Annotated in this window: 16 protein-coding genes and 2 tRNA genes; 7 read left to right on the top strand and 11 right to left on the bottom strand. The window is 59.3% G+C overall.

From position 1 onward, the window contains the following. Window positions 1–4: 4 nt before the first annotated feature. From NQF87_RS05530 to NQF87_RS05545, 4 genes are all read left to right on the top strand, one after another. A complete protein-coding gene (locus NQF87_RS05530) occupies window positions 5–907 on the top strand; it encodes a ParB/RepB/Spo0J family partition protein (protein ID WP_266127432.1) in 903 nt (300 codons plus the stop codon). A gap of 79 nt (window positions 908–986) precedes the next feature. Next, window positions 987–1062 (top strand) — tRNA-Lys (locus NQF87_RS05535). An 86-nt stretch (window positions 1063–1148) separates the two neighbouring features. Further along, window positions 1149–1499 carry a DUF3147 family protein gene (locus tag NQF87_RS05540; RefSeq protein ID WP_323670712.1) on the top strand — a complete coding sequence of 117 codons (351 nt, stop codon included), beginning with the start codon at window positions 1149–1151 and terminating at the stop codon, window positions 1497–1499. Between the two features lie 424 nt (window positions 1500–1923). Further along, on the top strand, window positions 1924–3342 hold the full coding sequence (locus NQF87_RS05545; RefSeq protein WP_266127433.1) for a nucleoside/nucleotide kinase family protein: 1419 nt from the start codon (window positions 1924–1926) through the stop codon (window positions 3340–3342). A 3-nt stretch (window positions 3343–3345) separates the two neighbouring features. On the opposite strand, the gene NQF87_RS05550 is transcribed toward NQF87_RS05545, so the two are convergent. From NQF87_RS05550 to NQF87_RS05560, 3 genes are read right to left on the bottom strand one after another with little or no spacing between them, the layout of a single operon-like run. After that, window positions 3346–4209, bottom strand: a complete 864-nt coding sequence (locus NQF87_RS05550; RefSeq protein WP_266127434.1) for a hypothetical protein — start codon at window positions 4207–4209, stop codon at window positions 3346–3348. A gap of 26 nt (window positions 4210–4235) precedes the next feature. Beyond that, window positions 4236–5606 carry a lipopolysaccharide biosynthesis protein gene (locus NQF87_RS05555; RefSeq protein ID WP_266127435.1) on the bottom strand — a complete coding sequence of 457 codons (1371 nt, stop codon included), beginning with the start codon at window positions 5604–5606 and terminating at the stop codon, window positions 4236–4238. Next, complete coding sequence (locus NQF87_RS05560) at window positions 5603–6292, bottom strand: histidine phosphatase family protein (protein ID WP_266127590.1); 690 nt, start codon at window positions 6290–6292, stop codon at window positions 5603–5605. Before NQF87_RS05560 ends, NQF87_RS05555 begins: the two co-directional genes overlap by 4 nt. 207 nt (window positions 6293–6499) lie before the next feature. Between NQF87_RS05560 and NQF87_RS05565 the strand changes: the two genes are divergently transcribed. After that, window positions 6500–6682, top strand: a complete 183-nt coding sequence (locus NQF87_RS05565; protein WP_266127436.1) for a hypothetical protein — start codon at window positions 6500–6502, stop codon at window positions 6680–6682. Here the strand turns inward: NQF87_RS05565 and NQF87_RS05570 are convergent. Genes NQF87_RS05570 through NQF87_RS05580 form a run of 3 tightly spaced genes read right to left on the bottom strand, consistent with a single transcriptional unit; the run spans window position 6633 to window position 9089 of the window. Beyond that, entirely contained in the window at window positions 6633–7520 is an 888-nt protein-coding gene (locus tag NQF87_RS05570) for a metal ABC transporter permease (RefSeq protein WP_266127437.1), read from the bottom strand. The genes NQF87_RS05565 and NQF87_RS05570 overlap by 50 nt on opposite strands. Beyond that, window positions 7513–8172: a metal ABC transporter ATP-binding protein gene (locus NQF87_RS05575; protein WP_266127438.1), complete on the bottom strand. Its 660-nt coding sequence runs from the start codon at window positions 8170–8172 to the stop codon at window positions 7513–7515. The genes NQF87_RS05570 and NQF87_RS05575 overlap by 8 nt, the downstream gene beginning before the upstream one ends. Then, a complete protein-coding gene (locus NQF87_RS05580; protein ID WP_266127439.1) occupies window positions 8169–9089 on the bottom strand; it encodes a metal ABC transporter solute-binding protein, Zn/Mn family in 921 nt (306 codons plus the stop codon). Before NQF87_RS05580 ends, NQF87_RS05575 begins: the two co-directional genes overlap by 4 nt. Before the next feature lie 182 nt (window positions 9090–9271). Here NQF87_RS05580 and NQF87_RS05585 point away from each other — a divergent pair, with 182 nt between their 5' ends. Further along, entirely contained in the window at window positions 9272–10354 is a 1083-nt protein-coding gene (locus NQF87_RS05585; RefSeq protein WP_266127440.1) for a Rieske 2Fe-2S domain-containing protein, read from the top strand. A 45-nt stretch (window positions 10355–10399) separates the two neighbouring features. Here NQF87_RS05585 and NQF87_RS05590 read toward each other — a convergent pair whose 3' ends face one another. The 5 genes from NQF87_RS05590 to NQF87_RS05610 form a co-directional block, all read right to left on the bottom strand. Then, entirely contained in the window at window positions 10400–11350 is a 951-nt protein-coding gene (locus NQF87_RS05590) for an efflux RND transporter periplasmic adaptor subunit (RefSeq protein WP_266127441.1), read from the bottom strand. 8 nt (window positions 11351–11358) lie between these two features. Then, the gene (locus NQF87_RS05595) at window positions 11359–11562 is read right to left on the bottom strand and encodes a DUF1656 domain-containing protein (protein WP_266127442.1); all 204 of its coding nucleotides are present in this window, start codon (window positions 11560–11562) and stop codon (window positions 11359–11361) included. Continuing rightward, complete coding sequence (locus tag NQF87_RS05600) at window positions 11556–13607, bottom strand: FUSC family protein (protein ID WP_266127443.1); 2052 nt, start codon at window positions 13605–13607, stop codon at window positions 11556–11558. Before NQF87_RS05600 ends, NQF87_RS05595 begins: the two co-directional genes overlap by 7 nt. A gap of 70 nt (window positions 13608–13677) precedes the next feature. Then, a tRNA-Ala gene (locus tag NQF87_RS05605) sits at window positions 13678–13753 on the bottom strand. Window positions 13754–13873: 120 nt separating this feature from the next. Continuing rightward, entirely contained in the window at window positions 13874–14464 is a 591-nt protein-coding gene (locus NQF87_RS05610; protein WP_266127444.1) for a Maf family protein, read from the bottom strand. A 229-nt stretch (window positions 14465–14693) separates the two neighbouring features. Here NQF87_RS05610 and hemE point away from each other — a divergent pair, with 229 nt between their 5' ends. Then, on the top strand, window positions 14694–15725 hold the full coding sequence (gene hemE, locus NQF87_RS05615; protein ID WP_266127591.1) for a uroporphyrinogen decarboxylase: 1032 nt from the start codon (window positions 14694–14696) through the stop codon (window positions 15723–15725).

Consider the following 15725-nt stretch of genomic DNA (forward strand, 5'->3'; position numbering starts at 1 on the left):
CGACATGGCAAAGAAGGCATCCCCTTCCTCCCGCAGACTTGGCCGGGGTCTGGCGGCTCTTCTGGGGGATCAGGCCCCCAATCTGGCTCGTGTCGGTGCCCCGCAGGGGGAGGTTCAGGTTCAGTCCCAGCCGGGGAGTCTGGGTGTGGACCTGCTGGCCCCCAGCCCTTTCCAGCCCCGCCGGGACATGAATGAAGACCGCCTTGCGGAGCTTGCAGATTCCATCCGCTCCCGTGGGGTGATCCAGCCTATCCTTGTCCGGCCGGACCCGGAGCAGAAGGGCCGATATCAGATCATCGCTGGTGAACGCCGCTGGCGGGCCTCCCAGAAGGCGGGGCTGCACGAGGTGCCGGTCTATATCCGCCAGCTTGATGACACGGATGCCATGGCGGCAGCCATGGTCGAGAACCTCCAGCGTTCGGACCTCAACCCTGTTGAGGAGGCGATGGGACTGCAACGGCTGTTACAGGATTACAGCCTGACGCAGGAGGAACTGGCCGGGGCGATTGGCAAGTCCCGCTCGCACATCACAAACACCATGCGCCTCCTGAACCTGCCGGAAGCCGTTCTGATCCAGCTGCGGGATGGCGGGCTGAGTGCCGGTCACGCCCGTGCCCTGCTTGGTCATCCGGACCCGGTGGCCGGTATGGCCGTCGTGCTGGAAAAGGGGCTGAATGTCCGCCAGACGGAAGACTTTGTGGCCCGTCTGAACAAGGCGGCCAAGGAAGACAGGGCTGCGGTGGCGTCTTCCGCCCCTGAGATTACCCGGCTGGAGGAAGACCTTTCGGCACGTTTCGGCCTGAAGACGCAGATCCGTTTCAACGGGAAAAGCGGCTCACTGAAGATCAACTATTCGTCTCTGGAGCAGTTCGAGGCCCTGATGGCCTGCCTGACCGGGCGGAGCTGATTTTTTTGATAAAATGTTTAAAATCCCCTTGTCAGCCCTCATGAGGGCTGATAAACATCCTTCGTTGGTTACCGGTTGTGGGCACATAGCTCAGTTGGTAGAGCAGCTGACTCTTAATCAGCGGGTCCTAGGTTCGAGCCCTAGTGTGCCCACCACAGTCGGACCGTTCCCCAGAGAATAGAAACAGTTTTCTTGTGTATCCGGAGCGGGCATCCGCTTTTGTGGTTTTGCAGGAAAGTTCATGATTCCGTTTCTTCTCAAAACAGTTCTGTCCGCCGTGCTGGTAGCCTCCATTGCTACGGTGGCCCGTCGTCTACCGGCTCTGGGTGCGCTTATTGCTTCATTGCCGCTTGTTTCCGTTCTGGGGATGATCTTTCTCTGGGCTGAAAAGTCTGATCGTGAGCTGATGGCAACGCATAGTGAGGCAACTTTCTGGTATGTAATGCCTTCCTTACCCATGTTCCTGCTTATGCCGGTCCTTCTGCGGCGTGGCTGGCCCTTTTGGAGCAGTCTGGCAGCTGGCTGTGTGCTGACCGTCCTGCTCTATTTTGCCGTTGTCTGGTGTGCCCGAAGATATGGGATAACGCTGTAAGAAGATCATAGATTTATAACCGTTTTAGGTGCAGGATATTAGCTATGATCATGGGATTTGGTCTCTAGGGGGTAAAACCGCTTTGATGTTATGAATTATGATAATATCCGATGAATCATGGTTTGTTTGGTATTACCACAGTTTTTAAATGGGTTGTGTTCTCTGATAAGGTGATGCTGTTTTCATAAAAATAGACAACTGTCATGTGCTGAGGACTATATGATGTATTTATGATGGTTTCTAGTGATGCTGTTGTATGTTCAGCCTGAAAAACCTCTTTTGTATGGAATATTTTTGCTGCAACGTCTTGACGCTCGTCAGTGAAGGATAGCGCGGGTACTTTATGAGAAGCTGGCTGATTGTAAGTCTGTTATGGACAGGCGAGACAGGATAGAATGGCGGTATCAGAACAGACGAGAGTGCTATGCGTGTAAGCGAGTTCAAGCCTCGGCCAGTCGCAGGGCGGCATCAGCCGGTGATAGCCCTGGTCGGGTGCGATGGAAGCGGGAAGTCCACTGTGGGGGCGGCCCTGCTGGAGCTGTTGCAGGCTGAGCGACCGACGGTGTTCTGTCATCTGGGCAAGCAGGCTGGCAACCTGGAGCGTACGCTGGCCCCTCTTCCTTTCATTGGTCCTTATGTGACGGGTAAGGCCAGGAAGGAGAATGGCAGGATACAGTCCGGGAAGAAGGCAGGTGCCCTGGCGGCCATATCCGGGTTTGTGCTGTCCATGCGGCGGGTCTGGCGTTTTGGTGTCATGCGGTGCAGGCATGAGCGGGGCCTGACAATCCTGACAGACCGTTACCCGCAGAATGTCGTTCCCGGTCCCATGGATGGCCCCACTCTGGCCAACCTGAATCGTGATGGTGTCTTCATATGGCTTTTCAGCCGGGTGGAGCGTGGTCTTTATGGGCGGATGGCCCGTTTCCGGCCGGATGTCGTCATAAGGCTGAATGTTGATCTTGAAACGGCGTTGCAGCGCAAGCCGGACCATGTGCCCTTCAAGCTGGCCCGCAAGATTGATGACCTGTCAAAACTGGAATTTGCTGGCGCACCAATCGTCGATATTGACGGTACGGAGCCGCTGGAACAGGTACTGGAGCAGGCTGAGGAAACGGTCCGCAGGGTGCTGGCCCTGTATCCGCACGGAGGTACGCAGGATCGTCGGGCAGGGAAGCTGGTTTCTCTTGTCGGGTGTGACGGTTCTGGCAAATCCAGCATCAGCCAGTATCTGGTCCAGCATTTTTCTGAGACCCGTCCAACCGTGTATGGGTATCTCGGCCTTGGGTCGGGGGACTTGGGGCGACGGATTGGTGCCCTGCCCGTCATCGGACAGGCCCTGGAAAAAAAGCTGAACCGGAAGGCCAGGAAAGCTCGCACAAAGGGCGAGAAGATGCCCGGCATGATGACGGGTCTTGTCCTGTTCGCTTTCTCTCTGGTCCGGATGAAGCGTTTCCTGCGGGTCAGGCGGGCTGTCGAGAAAGGGTTTCTGGTCGTGACAGACCGGTATCCTCAGGTCGAGATTCCCGGCCAGTGTGATGGTCCCGGCCTGTCTGCCGCTTACAGTAACAATCCGCTGATCCGGGTTCTGGCCCGTCTGGAACGGACCATCTATCACAGGATAGCAGCGTTCAGGCCCGACCTGATCATCCGTCTGAATGTTGATGCCGAGACGGCTCATGGCCGCAAGCCGGACCATGATCTGGAGGCTCTGAAGGTCAAGACGGAGCTGATGCCGAAGCTGAATTTCAACCATGCCCCTCTGGTTGAAGTGGATGCCCGCCAGTCTTACGAGGTCGTACAGCAGGAAGTTCTGGACCTGCTGAAAGCGCATGAAATCGTCTGAGGCTCAGCGGGGGCTGCGTTCCAGGAAAGCCCGGATACGCTGGGGAATCTCCTCGGGGGACTGGAAGCGGTCCCGGCGATAATTCTGCGTGCCATCCAGTTTCTTCTCGATCAGCCCGTCATGAAAGTCCCCCATCATGCCGTTGATCGTGGCCAGATATTCGGAGAGCTGATCCAGAGCATGGGATGGCCGGATGGTGCGTAGCGTATCATTGAAAGCCACACGGCGGCTGATGATCTTGCGCATGACATGGAATTCATGGCCGGTTGTGGCATCCAGTGTGCGGATCAGCTTTGCCAGTCTGGCATTCTCCTTTTTCTGGTAGGCGATGATTCCTGCGGCGTCATCTTCTTTCCAGAGAGCGATGGGCGTGGAAATCAGCCAGTAAAAGGCGGGGGACAGGGCGACCCAGAGAATGAGGCCATTGGTCAGCGTGGCCCGTCGCTGATGGTTCTTGAAGGCATCCTGCATGTTTCCCATGATGATGGTGACAATGTGCAGCAGGAGCGGATAACGGTGATGCCGGGTGAAGTTCGCACAGGCAAAGCGCATGTGCTTGAACTTGGCCCGGGCATATTTGAAGGTCAGTTGCTCGTCATCACTGGCCGTGCCGGAGAGGGCAATCTTCAGGATGAGACGGCGGAAGGCCCTGCGGTTCACGCCATGCTCCAGAAGCTGCCAGCAGAGATTATAGCCATCCTCCACTTCCCTTGCGTCACAGCGGGGTAGGACATCCTCCGGGAGGGGGGTGTCCGGATGGGGCACATCATCAAGGAGAACATGTTCAAAGACGGTATCCAGCATCGACTGGGGAAAAGCCGGTGTGCTGCGGCGGCTGGCAGAAGGGCGGAAGGGGAAGACGGGCATGGGTCTGGTTCTTCTTCTGAAGAGGCTCAGCTGCCGGATGTGGCAGACAGGTCGTTGCTCTGGCGTGTTTCCCGTTCGTGAGGAAGGATGATCTTGTTACGGCGCAGATAGGTCATGCCCATCATGGCGAACATGAGCAGGGTAGCAAAGAATATGCCCAGAGCATAGGCAAGCCCCGCTCCGTTCAGGCCATAATGATGCCCCATATAGACGAGCAGCGGAACATACACACAGACGGAGAAAAGCTGGGCCAGCATGATGTAATGGGACCGTCCCGCCGTATAGAGGACGCCTTCCATGGGCAGTCCGGCAGTGAAGAAGACCAGGGAGGGTGACATCCACATCATCAGCGTGGCGGCATCACCAAAACGGAGTCCGAACATGCTGATGACGGGTTTGCCGCCGACATAGACGACCAGCATGGCCAGAAGCCCCAGTGCCCCGGAAAAGACGCTTGTCCGCAGGGCCAGCTTCCACGGGGCGGAGGTCCGGGGGTTCATGAGGACGACTTCAGGATAGTAGCTCTTTTCCAGCAGCTTGGCAGGCCGCTGGACGGCATCCAGAAACTCCATGGCCAGTGAGTAAAGGCCCGCAGCGGACGTGCTGACGATCTTGCCCACGAGCAGCTTGCTGATCGGTTCCCAGACTGTTTCTAGAACGGTGGTGATGCTGGCTGTCCAGACGAAGCTCCACATGCCAGCGGGCATCTGCCGGGAGGCCCTGATGATGCTGGGGCGCAGCCCCTTCAGCAGGTCATGGCGTTTCAGTTCCAGCAGGGCCGTGCCCCAGAGATAGATCTGTCCGGCAAGAAGGGCCAGATACCAGGCAATGACGAAGCCGGTCAGCTTGGTACCGCTGACCCATGCCAGCAGGCATCCCACGGCACGGACGGTCGGAGTGATGAGCTGCTGCCGGGAAACGAGGTCTATGCGGTCGAACAGGCGGAGGATGCCATAGGCTGCCGTGCTGCCCATGCCGGGGATGAGCGTACAGTAGATCAGTACCAGCACCGTATGCTTGTCATGGATGCCCAGAAGCCTGCCAAAGAAGAGGAAGGCCAGGATGCCGAACAGCATGGAGAGCAGTCCGGCACATATGTCCAGCCCTATGGCCAGACTGATGCTGGTCTGCACCGTGCTGCGTTCGCCTTTCTGCCAGGGTACGGCGGCATAATGCAGGACGATCTGCCAGCTCTGGAACTGTCCGATGGCGGCGATGGTCTCAATGTAGGAGGCGATGAGGGTCAGGACGCCGAAATCATGCGGGCGGAGCGTCCGCCCCGTGCTGACAAGGGCAATCAGCCCGACAGCCGCACCGATCAGCTTGGTGGACCCCAGCTTGCCAGCGTTCTTCAGGATAACACGGAAGAGATCATCACCGAACCAGCTTTTCATCATGCAGGCTCTTGAAAGTCAGGAAGTTCGTTGATCGTGACAACCCGCCAGTGGCCGGCAATATGCTCGATGATGCTCAGGGAAAGATTCTGGATGCAGAAGCGCAGGGCTGTTTCCACGGGGATGTCCAGACAGTGGGCCAGTGTCATGCGTATGGCTCCGCCGTGGCTGAGAACGACCATGTCCTGCCCCGGCCTCTTCCGGGCGTACTCCTCCAGTGCCTGCCCGATGCGCAGGCGGACGTCCTGCATGCTTTCCCCTCCGGGGGGGCGTTCATCCGCAGCGATGGACCAGAAAGGGGGAGCGGGTTTCCGGAGAAGTGAGTGGAAGGTTTCGTGCGGCGTGCCGTTCCATTCTCCGATGGACTGTTCGACAAAGGCGGGATCAATCTCCAGAGGGGCAGAAAATGCGCCCGCTTTCTGGATGGTCAGGCCTGTCTTCCGGGCACGCTGGAGAGGTGAGGACAGCCAGGCGGCCCTGCGGGGCAGGCGGCGGGCCAGTGCCTGATAGGCAGGCTGCTGCCTGGTGAGATGCTGAGGACAGAGCGGCACATCCAGCGTGCCATACATGGTCTGCCGTGCCGTTTCTTCCACGATGGCGTGACGCACCAGCCAGAAGCGTGTTACCCCGGCAGGAAGTTCTGGTCTGTCCAGAAAATGTTCCTGAGGGTTTGGCAGGGGGGGGTGCATCACGAAAAATCTTTCTAGCAGATTAGCAGGTTGTTACCAGCGTATGCGTAAGACAAAACTGGAAGAGTCTTTAAGACTTTATGATAAGGGCGCATAGCGGGGAAGGAAACCGCTCTCAAGAAGAAGTTTCATAATTTATGACAGTCTTATGATTCCGGGAGTGGTCGATAGGAGATCACATATGGAGTGGGATGGAGAGAAACAGCCATGAATCTTGCAGAAGTAAAAATCCGTCTGGCCCCTCTGGTCAGGCTGTTCCGGACGGTCTGGCCGAAGAGTGGCAATGAAGTGTTTGTGCTGGATGGCAAATGGGTGATCCTGTTCCATGTCATCATCGTGTTCACGCTTCTCTTTTTCCATCTGATACTGGTGAACATGAAGGATTTCTGATGGTCCGGAGCGGCGTCTTCTGCCGGGCACGCCGTTTCATGATGAGGCTGGCGAGCAGATAGAGGTTGACACCACCAAGGCTGATCCAGAAGGGGAGCGGAATGTCGCTGTACCATGAGAGAATCAGCCCCCCCCATGAGAGCAGCAGGGCTCCCAGAACGGAACAGAGAATGCCTCTGGCGGGGGAAAGGCCCAGCTTCAGGGCGGCAGAGGCCGGGCCGATCATCAGGCTGAAACAGAGCAGTGCCCCGGCAATTTCCGCACAGGCGGCGGAGGCCAGGGCGGCGAGCAGAAGGAATAGCTGGCCCAGCCGTGTGGATGAGAGACCCTGTGCCTCGGCCAGGCTGGGGCTGAGACTGATGAAGAGCAGAGGCCGCCAGAGTACGGCCAGCCCTGCGAGGCAGATGGCGACCAGTCCTGCCAGCAGGCCGAGTGTCGGCATGTCCAGCCCCAGCACGTCTCCGAACAAGAGGGTCGTGGTCTGGGATGATGCCTCATTGGCTTCATGCAGGCACCAGACACCGATGCCAAGGCTGGCGGCAAGGATCAGGCCGGTCATCGTGTCCCGCTGGGCGGGATGCCCCCTGCCCTGTTTTTCCTGCCCCATGAAGAGGCCCCCCATCATGCTGGCGGCCATCATGCCCGTCAGGGGCGGGAGATGCAGCCAGACGGCCGCCGCTGCACCGCTGAAGCCGATATGGGGCAGCGCATGGGCAGCGAAGGCCTGCCGTCGCAGCAGCATGAACCAGCCCAGACTCCCCGCCAGCAAGGAAACCAGAAAACAGCCCAGAAAAGCGTGCTGCATGAAGGGAAAGGTAAAAAGGCCGGGTTCAGACATGCAGTGCCCCTTCCCTCAACGTGATGTCCCGTACGGGCAGCGGAAGGTCTTTCGTGCTGAGTGAACCGTGGGCCGTGATGAGCAGATTCATGCCCTTCTGCTGGTGGAGCCGGGTAAAGAGCTGGAGCAGGGCGTCATGGCTCTTATGGTCCAGTGCGGCGAAAGGTTCATCAAGAATGAGCAGGCCCGGGCTGTTGGCAAGAGCCTGTGCCAGAGCCACACGCTGCCTTTCCCCGCCGGAGAGGACACCAAGAGGGCGGTCCGCCAGTGGCAGGGCATCGACTTCGGCCAGAAGCTGTTCCGTCTTTCGGCGTGTCCTGCCGGGGTGTGGGAGGCCCCAGCATGTGCCCTTTAGGCAGGCCATGACGTGACTGATGACAGGCAGCATGGGGGCAGTTTCATCCGCCCGCTGGGGCATGTAGCCGCAATGATGGCGGGCCTTGGCAGGTGGAAGATTGTTGATGAGAAGTGTCCCGCCCTGAATGGGCAGAAGGCCCATCAGGGCACGGAGGAAACAGGTCTTCCCTGCCCCGTTCCGGCCACGGAGGATGGTCAGCCCTTTCAGGGGCAGGTCCAGCGTGGCGTGGTTTAGAATGAGATGCCGCCCGACTTGAAAGCTGACATCGTGGCAGGCAAGGTGTGCCTTTTTCACGGTGTGCCGGTGCCGTGGGGGGCTGTCTGCTTCAGGGCGTTTTCCAGTGCCGTGAGACGCTGGTTCAGCCAGTCCTGCCAGTGAAGTCCGGCAGGCAGGCTTTCCCCAATGGAGATGACAGGAAGGCCTGCCTGCCGGGCCAGTTCTTCCATCGCATGAGCCTGCGGGGCATCAATCGCCGGGTTGCGGACCAGAAAACGGATGGTTTTCTGCTTGATGGCCGTTTCCAGCATGGCGGTATCATAGGGGGAGAGGCCGGACTCATTCATCAGGGCTCTGGCCCAGCTCTGGTCGGTCATGTCCAGTCCGGCGGCCAGAAGGAGGCGTTCCCCGGCAGGTTCTGTCATGGCAAAGGGGGCACCGTGATCCGTCTGGTCGATGACATCCAGACGGCGGGCAATCTGGTCGATCTGTTCTTCGAACCGGGCCAGGCGTTCATCAATGTCCTGTCTGGCCTGGGGTACCGTATCGGAGAGCCATGCGGCGACCTGCTGGGCGGTCTTGCGGACCGTGGGGAGATCAAAGAAGAGGTGCGGGTCCGTGCCGGACAGCCAGCCTGCATAATCGGCGGCAAGGAAGAGCTTTATGGAGGCAGGAAGCAGCTTCACGGCCCAGTCATCATAGGTGGCACCATTGAGCAGCACGGCATCACTGGCGGCCAGCTGACGGGCCATGAGGGGTGAAGGCTGGAGGTGATGCGGGTCCATGCCTTCACTGGTGATGAGGGAGCGTGTCCGCAGCGCAGGGCCACCGATCTGCTGGGCGATGTCGCACCAGACGGGTTCCACGCAGCTCAGCAGCGGGGCCGTATGTGCCTGGTGGTTCTCCTCTGCCCCGGCATGGGCTGGATGAGAGAGAAGACCAGCCATCACTGTCAGGAAAAGCAACAGGCAGGTGAAAGAACGCATTGTGAACATGGAAGCCCTTCAGGCCGTAAGCAGATGAAATGTTATATAATAACATTTCATTCACCTGAAAAGGAACGTCAACGTCTCTACTGTGACGTGACAAAGGTGATCTGCCCCTGGGGGGATAGTCGCCAGTGGGGTGGCTGACGTATGCTGCTACCGTTCGTTAAATAATGATACGGTGTTGCATCATGGCTGAAGCATTGTCAGAAAATGCACACGACCTCCGTCTGGTCGATATTTCACCCGATTACTGGTACCCCATCGCTTGGTCCAGGGACCTCAGGGCAGGGAAGGCCATTGGCCGCAATTTCAGTGGCCAGCCGATTGTGCTTGTCCGTCCGAAGAGAGGGCCGGTCTATGCTCTGGAGGACAGATGCGCCCATCGGCAGGTACCCCTCAGCGAAGGGGTTGTTGAAGGCGGGACCATCAAATGCGGCTATCACGGCTGGGCTTACAGCCGGAAAGGGGACTGTGAGGACATTCCCTATCTGGGCAAGGACGAGAACCAGAAGCGCATCCCCAACTGTGTCCGCCCTTACCCCTGCATCGAAACGGGGGGCATGATCTTCATTTTCCCGGGGGATCCCCGGAAGGCATGGAAAACCCCGCTGCCGGAGCTGGCTCAGGTGGGCAACAGGGCTTTCAAGACACGGCGTTTCAATCCATCCGTGAAGTGTCATTACACCTTCATGCATGAGAACCTGATGGACATGAACCATCAGTTCCTGCACCGGCGGCAGATGGGACAGATCAAGGCCCGTTATCTGGGCGGTGATCAGGGAGACGGGTATGTGGAGGCCCGGTACAGCTTTGCCCGTGTGGGCAGTGAAGGACAGCCTCTGGCGGAACGGCTGATCTTCGGCAAGCATAAATATGACCCCAGCAAGCCGCAGCCGGTGGAAGAGGTCGTGACCATCCGCACATCCTATCCGTATCAGAGCCTGCATATTCACGATAAGGATGGCGATCTCATCATGCAGCTCTTTGCCGTTTATGTGCCGGATAGTGGTGATGGCCAGAGCTGCCAGACATTCGGGCTTCTGTCCGTCCTGCGTCCTAAAGTGCCTCTTCTGCTGGACCTCATCTGGCCGGTTCTGGGCGTGTTCACCAACCGCATCTTCCATGAGGACAAGGACATCGTGGAGATGGAGCAGAAGGCGTGGAACGAACAGGGCGGCGACCGGAACATCGAGGTCTTCCCCATCGTGAAGAAACTGCGTCATCTGCTGCGGTCTGGCGGCATTGCCCGTCAGGCCATACAGGAAGCCTGACGGGACAGGAGAGGCACACATCATCCGATGGGCCTCTCCCCTGCTTCATTTGTAGCCGAAGAGGTGGCGGAGATCGTCGCTCAGATGCTGGAAGGCATCCTCGTTGCTGCGCCGCCGTCTGTTGCCCTTCTCGGATATGACCGTGACGGTCACGGTCATGCCGGCGGCGAGGTTGAGGTCTGCCGGAACGGCATCAAGGCTGATGCGGACGGGAATACGCTGGGCCAGCCGCACCCATGTATAGACAGGGTCCACCATCGGCAGGCCAAGAGTATTCGTCAGGGCATTCCTGCTGGCGATGCCACGGGTGATGCTGTGAACATGCCCGTAAAGGGGCGTGTGATAGCCCATCAGGTCCATGCGGACGGGATCGCCCACACTGAGGTCATGGACCTTCACTTCCTCAAAATACCCGTCTACCCAGAATGAATTCGTGTCGATGACATGGATGTTCACCTGCCCTGCCGAGGCATAGTCTCCCGGTCTCATGGTCAGGTTGGTGACGATGCCATCTATGGAACTGCGGACGGTCGTGCGGTCCAGATTGATCTGTGCCTGCCTGCGCTGGGCCAGGGCCGTGCTGTAGATGGCACGGGCCTGCTGGGCCAGAGCCTCATACTGCGTCTTTTCCTCCTGCGAGACGGCGGCTCCCGGAATGGCGTGACGCCAGCGGGCCTGATTGAGGCGGAAGTCAAGGTCGGCCTTCGCCTTGTTCACGTCCGCATCGGCTTTTTCAAGGGTGACCTGATAATCGAACGGGTCAATGACATAGAGTGCATCCCCTTTATGGACCTGCTGGTTGTCATGTACCGGCACGGAGACAATCTGCCCGGAGACACGGGGTGCAATGTTGGCTACCTGCACACGGACCTGCCCGTTACGGGTCCACGGGGCGGCGGTGTAGTAGTCCCAGAGTACGACGGCCACGAATCCGGCCACGCAGAGGACGGAGGCCGTGACGGAAAAACGGATGAGGCGGTAGGCACGTGTAAACACTGGCAGCCTTATAGCAGAATGGTGAACAGGCCGAGTAGGCAGATCATGATGGCGAACTGTGCCAGCGGCGGGTTGGCAAAGAAACGCCACAGCCGCATTTTCTGCAGGGTAAGCCGTAGCAGGAAGGTGCCCAGCAGGGCGAGGGCCAGATCAATGATGAAGGACGAGACAAACAGCCCGTCCAGATTGATGACAAGATAATGGTTTACCATCGTCTGCGTCCTATTCCGTAATGGCGGAGAGCAGACCTGTTCTGCCGGAGGAGGAAGTGGACTTCTTCAAGCCCCGCAGCGCAGAGGACTGCCGTGACATGTGCATGATCATCATGTGTCTGGGCCTGCATGAGCATCTTTTCTGCCATGAGGGGCAGATGGTCTTCCAGTGAGGTGAGCGTCATGCGGGTCAGGTCAGCCTGTAGGGTTCCGGCCAGGGGGGTAAGGGACGGATACTGGCAGGCGGCCTTGAGGTCCAGCTCCAGCCGGGCCAGGGCGGTGGTGAGGTCGGCCAGACTGATGAAACGTTCGCAGATGCGCCATGCCGCCTTTCCTTTTTTCTGTCGGCTGATCTCCTGAGTGAGCGTGTAGAGCTGGTGGAGACGGTCATATTTGCGGCTGAGCAGGGCAGCCGTGAAGGGAGGTGACATGAAGGCGAATTGGCGTTCCAGCTCCCGGGCGATGGAGAGGGTGATGCGGAAACGTGTCAGCCGTGGGCGTGGTGGAAGGAAGAGGATGAGAAAGAAGGCCGTGATTCCGGCGGCGCAGAGGTAGAAGGTATTGCGGTCCATGAAACTGATGAAGTTGTAGTCGTGGTGGTTGTTCAGCCCCAGAAAGACGAAGAAAAAAGAGGCGTAATGCGATCCGATGGCGGATGTGGCTGGATTGATGATGAGCAGGCAGCTGAACATGACCTGAAACAGCATGATGATGGCCATGCCGGGCATGGTGCTGACATGCGGAAGGATGAAAAAGGAGGTGATCCCGGCCGTCAGGATGCCCAGTGGCGTGCCGATCAGGATGCCACGGCCAAAGGAGGCACTGTCAGGCTGCGTGATGCCCAGACAGAGCAGCATGGCGCACTGGGAGAGAGCCGTGGAGGCACTGGGCAGGCCACTGCCGATGAACAGGGCCGCCGCCGCACTGAAGCAGAGCAGAACCCTGATGGCATTGATGAAGGCCGCCACCTTGTCCGGGTGAAAGGCAAACTGGCTCATGGCCTTTACCGTGCCCAAGGGGGCGGCCTTCAGGAGTGTATTGAGGCCTTTGCGGCTGCTGTGGCGGCTGGCGATCAGGCTGGCCGTGCGCTCCAGCCGCCATGCATCGGCCCGGCTCAGCTTCGGGGCCTCTGGTGGAAGACGTTTCAGCAGGTCGGTCATGAGGGCTTTCCGGTCCGTTCCCGGGGGGGCGTGCATGTCCGAGCGTGTCAGGGCCATGACGGCAGGGCTGACGGTCGCATGACGCATGAGGACCAGCAGGCTGCGGCAGCAGGACAGGGCCGTGACCATGCCGATCAGGCAGACCTGCGCCCCTTTGCTCCTCAGGCGGCCTTTTGTCAGTTCCGTGCGGGTATCATGAATCTGGTTGGCAAGGGAGAAGACCGTGCTGGAGAGGGCGACGGTTTCCAGTGACGTGAGGGTGGGAGTCGCATCATCAAGTGCAAGATGGGTCTCGTGGCGGACGTCGGCAGCGGTTTTCTGAAGGCTGCGTACGAGTTTCTGCCAGACATGGGGTGTGCCGGAAAGAAGGGCCACCGTGGCGATGGAGGCTACACCGATCATGACGGTCGACACACGGGCCACTGTGACGTGAAAGGCATCCTGAGGCGAATCAATGTGGGCAATGGCGATCAGGGCCACGACATAGCCAGAAAGTAACGCCCCATAGGCCCGGAAGCCCCGCCGTAACGTGCCGACATAGGCGCATATGGCCATCCAGACGGCACAGCCTCCCAGAAGAAGCTGCCGTTCCTGCCCGCACATGGAGACGAGACAGAGAGCGACGACACCGCCGATTAGGGTTCCCACGACACGATAGAAGGCCTTGCTGAGGGCCTGTCCCCGTAATGGCTGTGCCAGCAGCATGACCGTTACGGCGGCACTGGCGGGCGAATCAATCTGTGTCCAGAAAGCGACGATGAGGGACAGCGTGAGGGCCGCCCAGATGCGCAGGGTGAAGCTCCACCAGCCCGGCTGGAAGAAGGCCCCGGCTTTCGTCAGGAGCCGGTCCATCATCGTGACGTGCCGATGTTTCACGTGTGTCATGATATGACGGCGTAGTCAGCTCCGCGTTTCAGGCAGCACTGTAAGCCACGACAGATTTTAAGAGGAAATTTGGTGGAGCCAATCGGGATCGAACCGACGACCTCTTGAATGCCATTCAAGCGCTCTCCCAACTGAGCTATGGCCCCACTTTTGCACTGCATCAGGGATGCACCGTGCGGGGAGCATATATCCTTACATGACTGGAAAAGGCAAGGGGGAAGATGCAACTTTTTCCATAAATTATTGCCCTGCCCTCCGTTTTTCTGTCAGACGGGCAGCGCATCATGCTGGCGCAGGGCTGCCAGCAGCGGGATCAGGGGCAGCCCTGCAATGGTATCGCTGCTGCCGGAAACGGAGTCAAAAAGCTGTATGCCCAGCCCTTCAATCCGGTAGCACCCCACGCAGGACAGGATGGCCGTACCTTCCGTCTGGAGATATTGGGCCAGAAAGTCATCTGAGAAAGGCCGCATGGTCAGGGTCGGGCTGGCGACATGAGACCAGAGTGTCCGTCCGTCTTTCCAGAAGGTCACGGCCGTATGCAGGGCGTGTGTTTTCCCCCGCAGGGCCTGAAGATGGGTGCGGGCTTCGGTAAGGTCGGCCGGTTTGGCGAAGGCCCTGCCTTCCAGCTCCAGAATCTGGTCCGCCGCGATGATGAGCCGTCCGGGGTGCCGGGGAGAGGCCGCTTCTGCTTTGGCGTGAGCCAGAGTCAGGGCCGTTTCCCGTAAGGACAGGCCATCCTTGTGGGCCCGCTGGCGCAGGGCGTCTTCATCCACATCCACGGGACAGCAGGTGACAGTGACACCAGCGGCATGAAGAAGCTGGCGGCGGATGGCGGAGCCGCTGGCAAGAACGGGCATGAGGGGCACTCCTTACGGTCTGTTGAACAGCGGCTATCATATCATTCCGTTCCGTGACAGCAGATCATTCCGGAGTTGACGCCCGCGGCCCCTGCGGGGCAAGGATGATCCTATGGATGTCATACGATGGATATGGCCATGGCAGAGGGGCCTCCCCCCCCCTCTCCTTTTCCGGAATTTTGAACAGGGCACAGGCATGACACAGCAGGACAGGGCAGCTCCCGCAGGAATGGCAACGAAAGACAAACCGCTTCTGCGGGCCTTGAAGGGTGAGGCTGTCTGGCCGCCGCCTGTCTGGCTGATGCGGCAGGCCGGGCGTTACCTGCCGGAGTTCCGGGCCATGCGGGAGCAGGCGGACTTCATCACGCGCTGCATGACACCCGACATCGCCGTGGAGCTGACGTTACAGCCCGTCCGCCGCTACGGCATGGATGGAGCGATCCTGTTCTCGGATATTCTCATCCTGCCGTGGGCGATGGGCCAGGACCTGCGCTTTGAGGAAGGGCGTGGCCCGGTGATGACACCCATCCGCAGCGAGGCGGACCTTGCCCGGCTGGATGAAGGCCGGATGATGGAGGCCGTGGCCCCCGTGCGGGAGGCCCTGCGCCGCCTGCGGGTGGAACTGCCGGATGAGACGACCCTTCTCGGCTTTGCAGGCAGTCCTTTCACGGTGGCCTGCTACATGGTCGAGGGGGGCAGCTCCCGTGATTTCGCCCATATAAGGGCGATGATGCAGAATGACCCGGCCCTGTTCGACAGGCTGATGGACATTCTGACCCGCAACACGGCCGAGATGCTTTGCGGGCAGATCGAAGCCGGTGCGGAAGCCGTCATGCTGTTCGATTCCTGGGGGGGCATCCTGCCGCCGGAGGCGTTCCGCCGGTATGTGATCGAGCCGACACGGCAGATCGTGGCGCATATCTGTGCCCGTCATCCTGATGTGCCGCTGATCGGCTTCCCCCGTCTGGGCGGTGTCATGGTGGCGGAATATGCCGAAAAGACCGGCATCAATGCTCTGGCACTGGATACGGTGGCGGACATGGCCAAAGTGGCGGAAATGGTGCCGGAAACGGTGACACTTCAGGGCAATCTTGACCCGATGATCCTGCTGAATGGCGGTGAGGCCCTGAAGGCGGAGACACGGCGCATCCGGGACAGTCTCAGGGGGCGGCCGCATGTGTTCAATCTGGGGCACGGTGTCATCAAGACCACACCGCCGGAGCATGTGGCCACGCTGGTTGAGACGATCCGGGACGTCTGA

Source organism: Bombella dulcis (assembly GCF_026385505.1).
GTDB lineage: Bacteria > Pseudomonadota > Alphaproteobacteria > Acetobacterales > Acetobacteraceae > Bombella > Bombella dulcis.

Excerpts from the sequence above, each read along its gene's own strand:
- NQF87_RS05555 (WP_266127435.1), bottom strand. The coding sequence starts at position 5,606 with ATGATGAAAAGCTGGTTCGGTGATGATCTCTTCCGTGTTATCCTGAAG.
- NQF87_RS05545 (WP_266127433.1), top strand. The coding sequence starts at position 1,924 with ATGCGTGTAAGCGAGTTCAAGCCTCGGCCAGTCGCAGGGCGGCATCAG.
- NQF87_RS05550 (WP_266127434.1), bottom strand. The coding sequence starts at position 4,209 with ATGCCCGTCTTCCCCTTCCGCCCTTCTGCCAGCCGCCGCAGCACACCG.
- NQF87_RS05565 (WP_266127436.1), top strand. The coding sequence starts at position 6,500 with ATGAATCTTGCAGAAGTAAAAATCCGTCTGGCCCCTCTGGTCAGGCTG.
- NQF87_RS05585 (WP_266127440.1), top strand. The coding sequence starts at position 9,272 with ATGGCTGAAGCATTGTCAGAAAATGCACACGACCTCCGTCTGGTCGAT.
- NQF87_RS05595 (WP_266127442.1), bottom strand. The coding sequence starts at position 11,562 with ATGGTAAACCATTATCTTGTCATCAATCTGGACGGGCTGTTTGTCTCG.
- NQF87_RS05570 (WP_266127437.1), bottom strand. The coding sequence starts at position 7,520 with ATGTCTGAACCCGGCCTTTTTACCTTTCCCTTCATGCAGCACGCTTTT.
- NQF87_RS05560 (WP_266127590.1), bottom strand. The coding sequence starts at position 6,292 with ATGCACCCCCCCCTGCCAAACCCTCAGGAACATTTTCTGGACAGACCA.
- NQF87_RS05530 (WP_266127432.1), top strand. The coding sequence starts at position 5 with ATGGCAAAGAAGGCATCCCCTTCCTCCCGCAGACTTGGCCGGGGTCTG.
- NQF87_RS05600 (WP_266127443.1), bottom strand. The coding sequence starts at position 13,607 with ATGACACACGTGAAACATCGGCACGTCACGATGATGGACCGGCTCCTG.
- NQF87_RS05580 (WP_266127439.1), bottom strand. The coding sequence starts at position 9,089 with ATGTTCACAATGCGTTCTTTCACCTGCCTGTTGCTTTTCCTGACAGTG.
- NQF87_RS05610 (WP_266127444.1), bottom strand. The coding sequence starts at position 14,464 with ATGCCCGTTCTTGCCAGCGGCTCCGCCATCCGCCGCCAGCTTCTTCAT.
- NQF87_RS05540 (WP_323670712.1), top strand. The coding sequence starts at position 1,149 with ATGATTCCGTTTCTTCTCAAAACAGTTCTGTCCGCCGTGCTGGTAGCC.
- hemE (WP_266127591.1), top strand. The coding sequence starts at position 14,694 with ATGGCAACGAAAGACAAACCGCTTCTGCGGGCCTTGAAGGGTGAGGCT.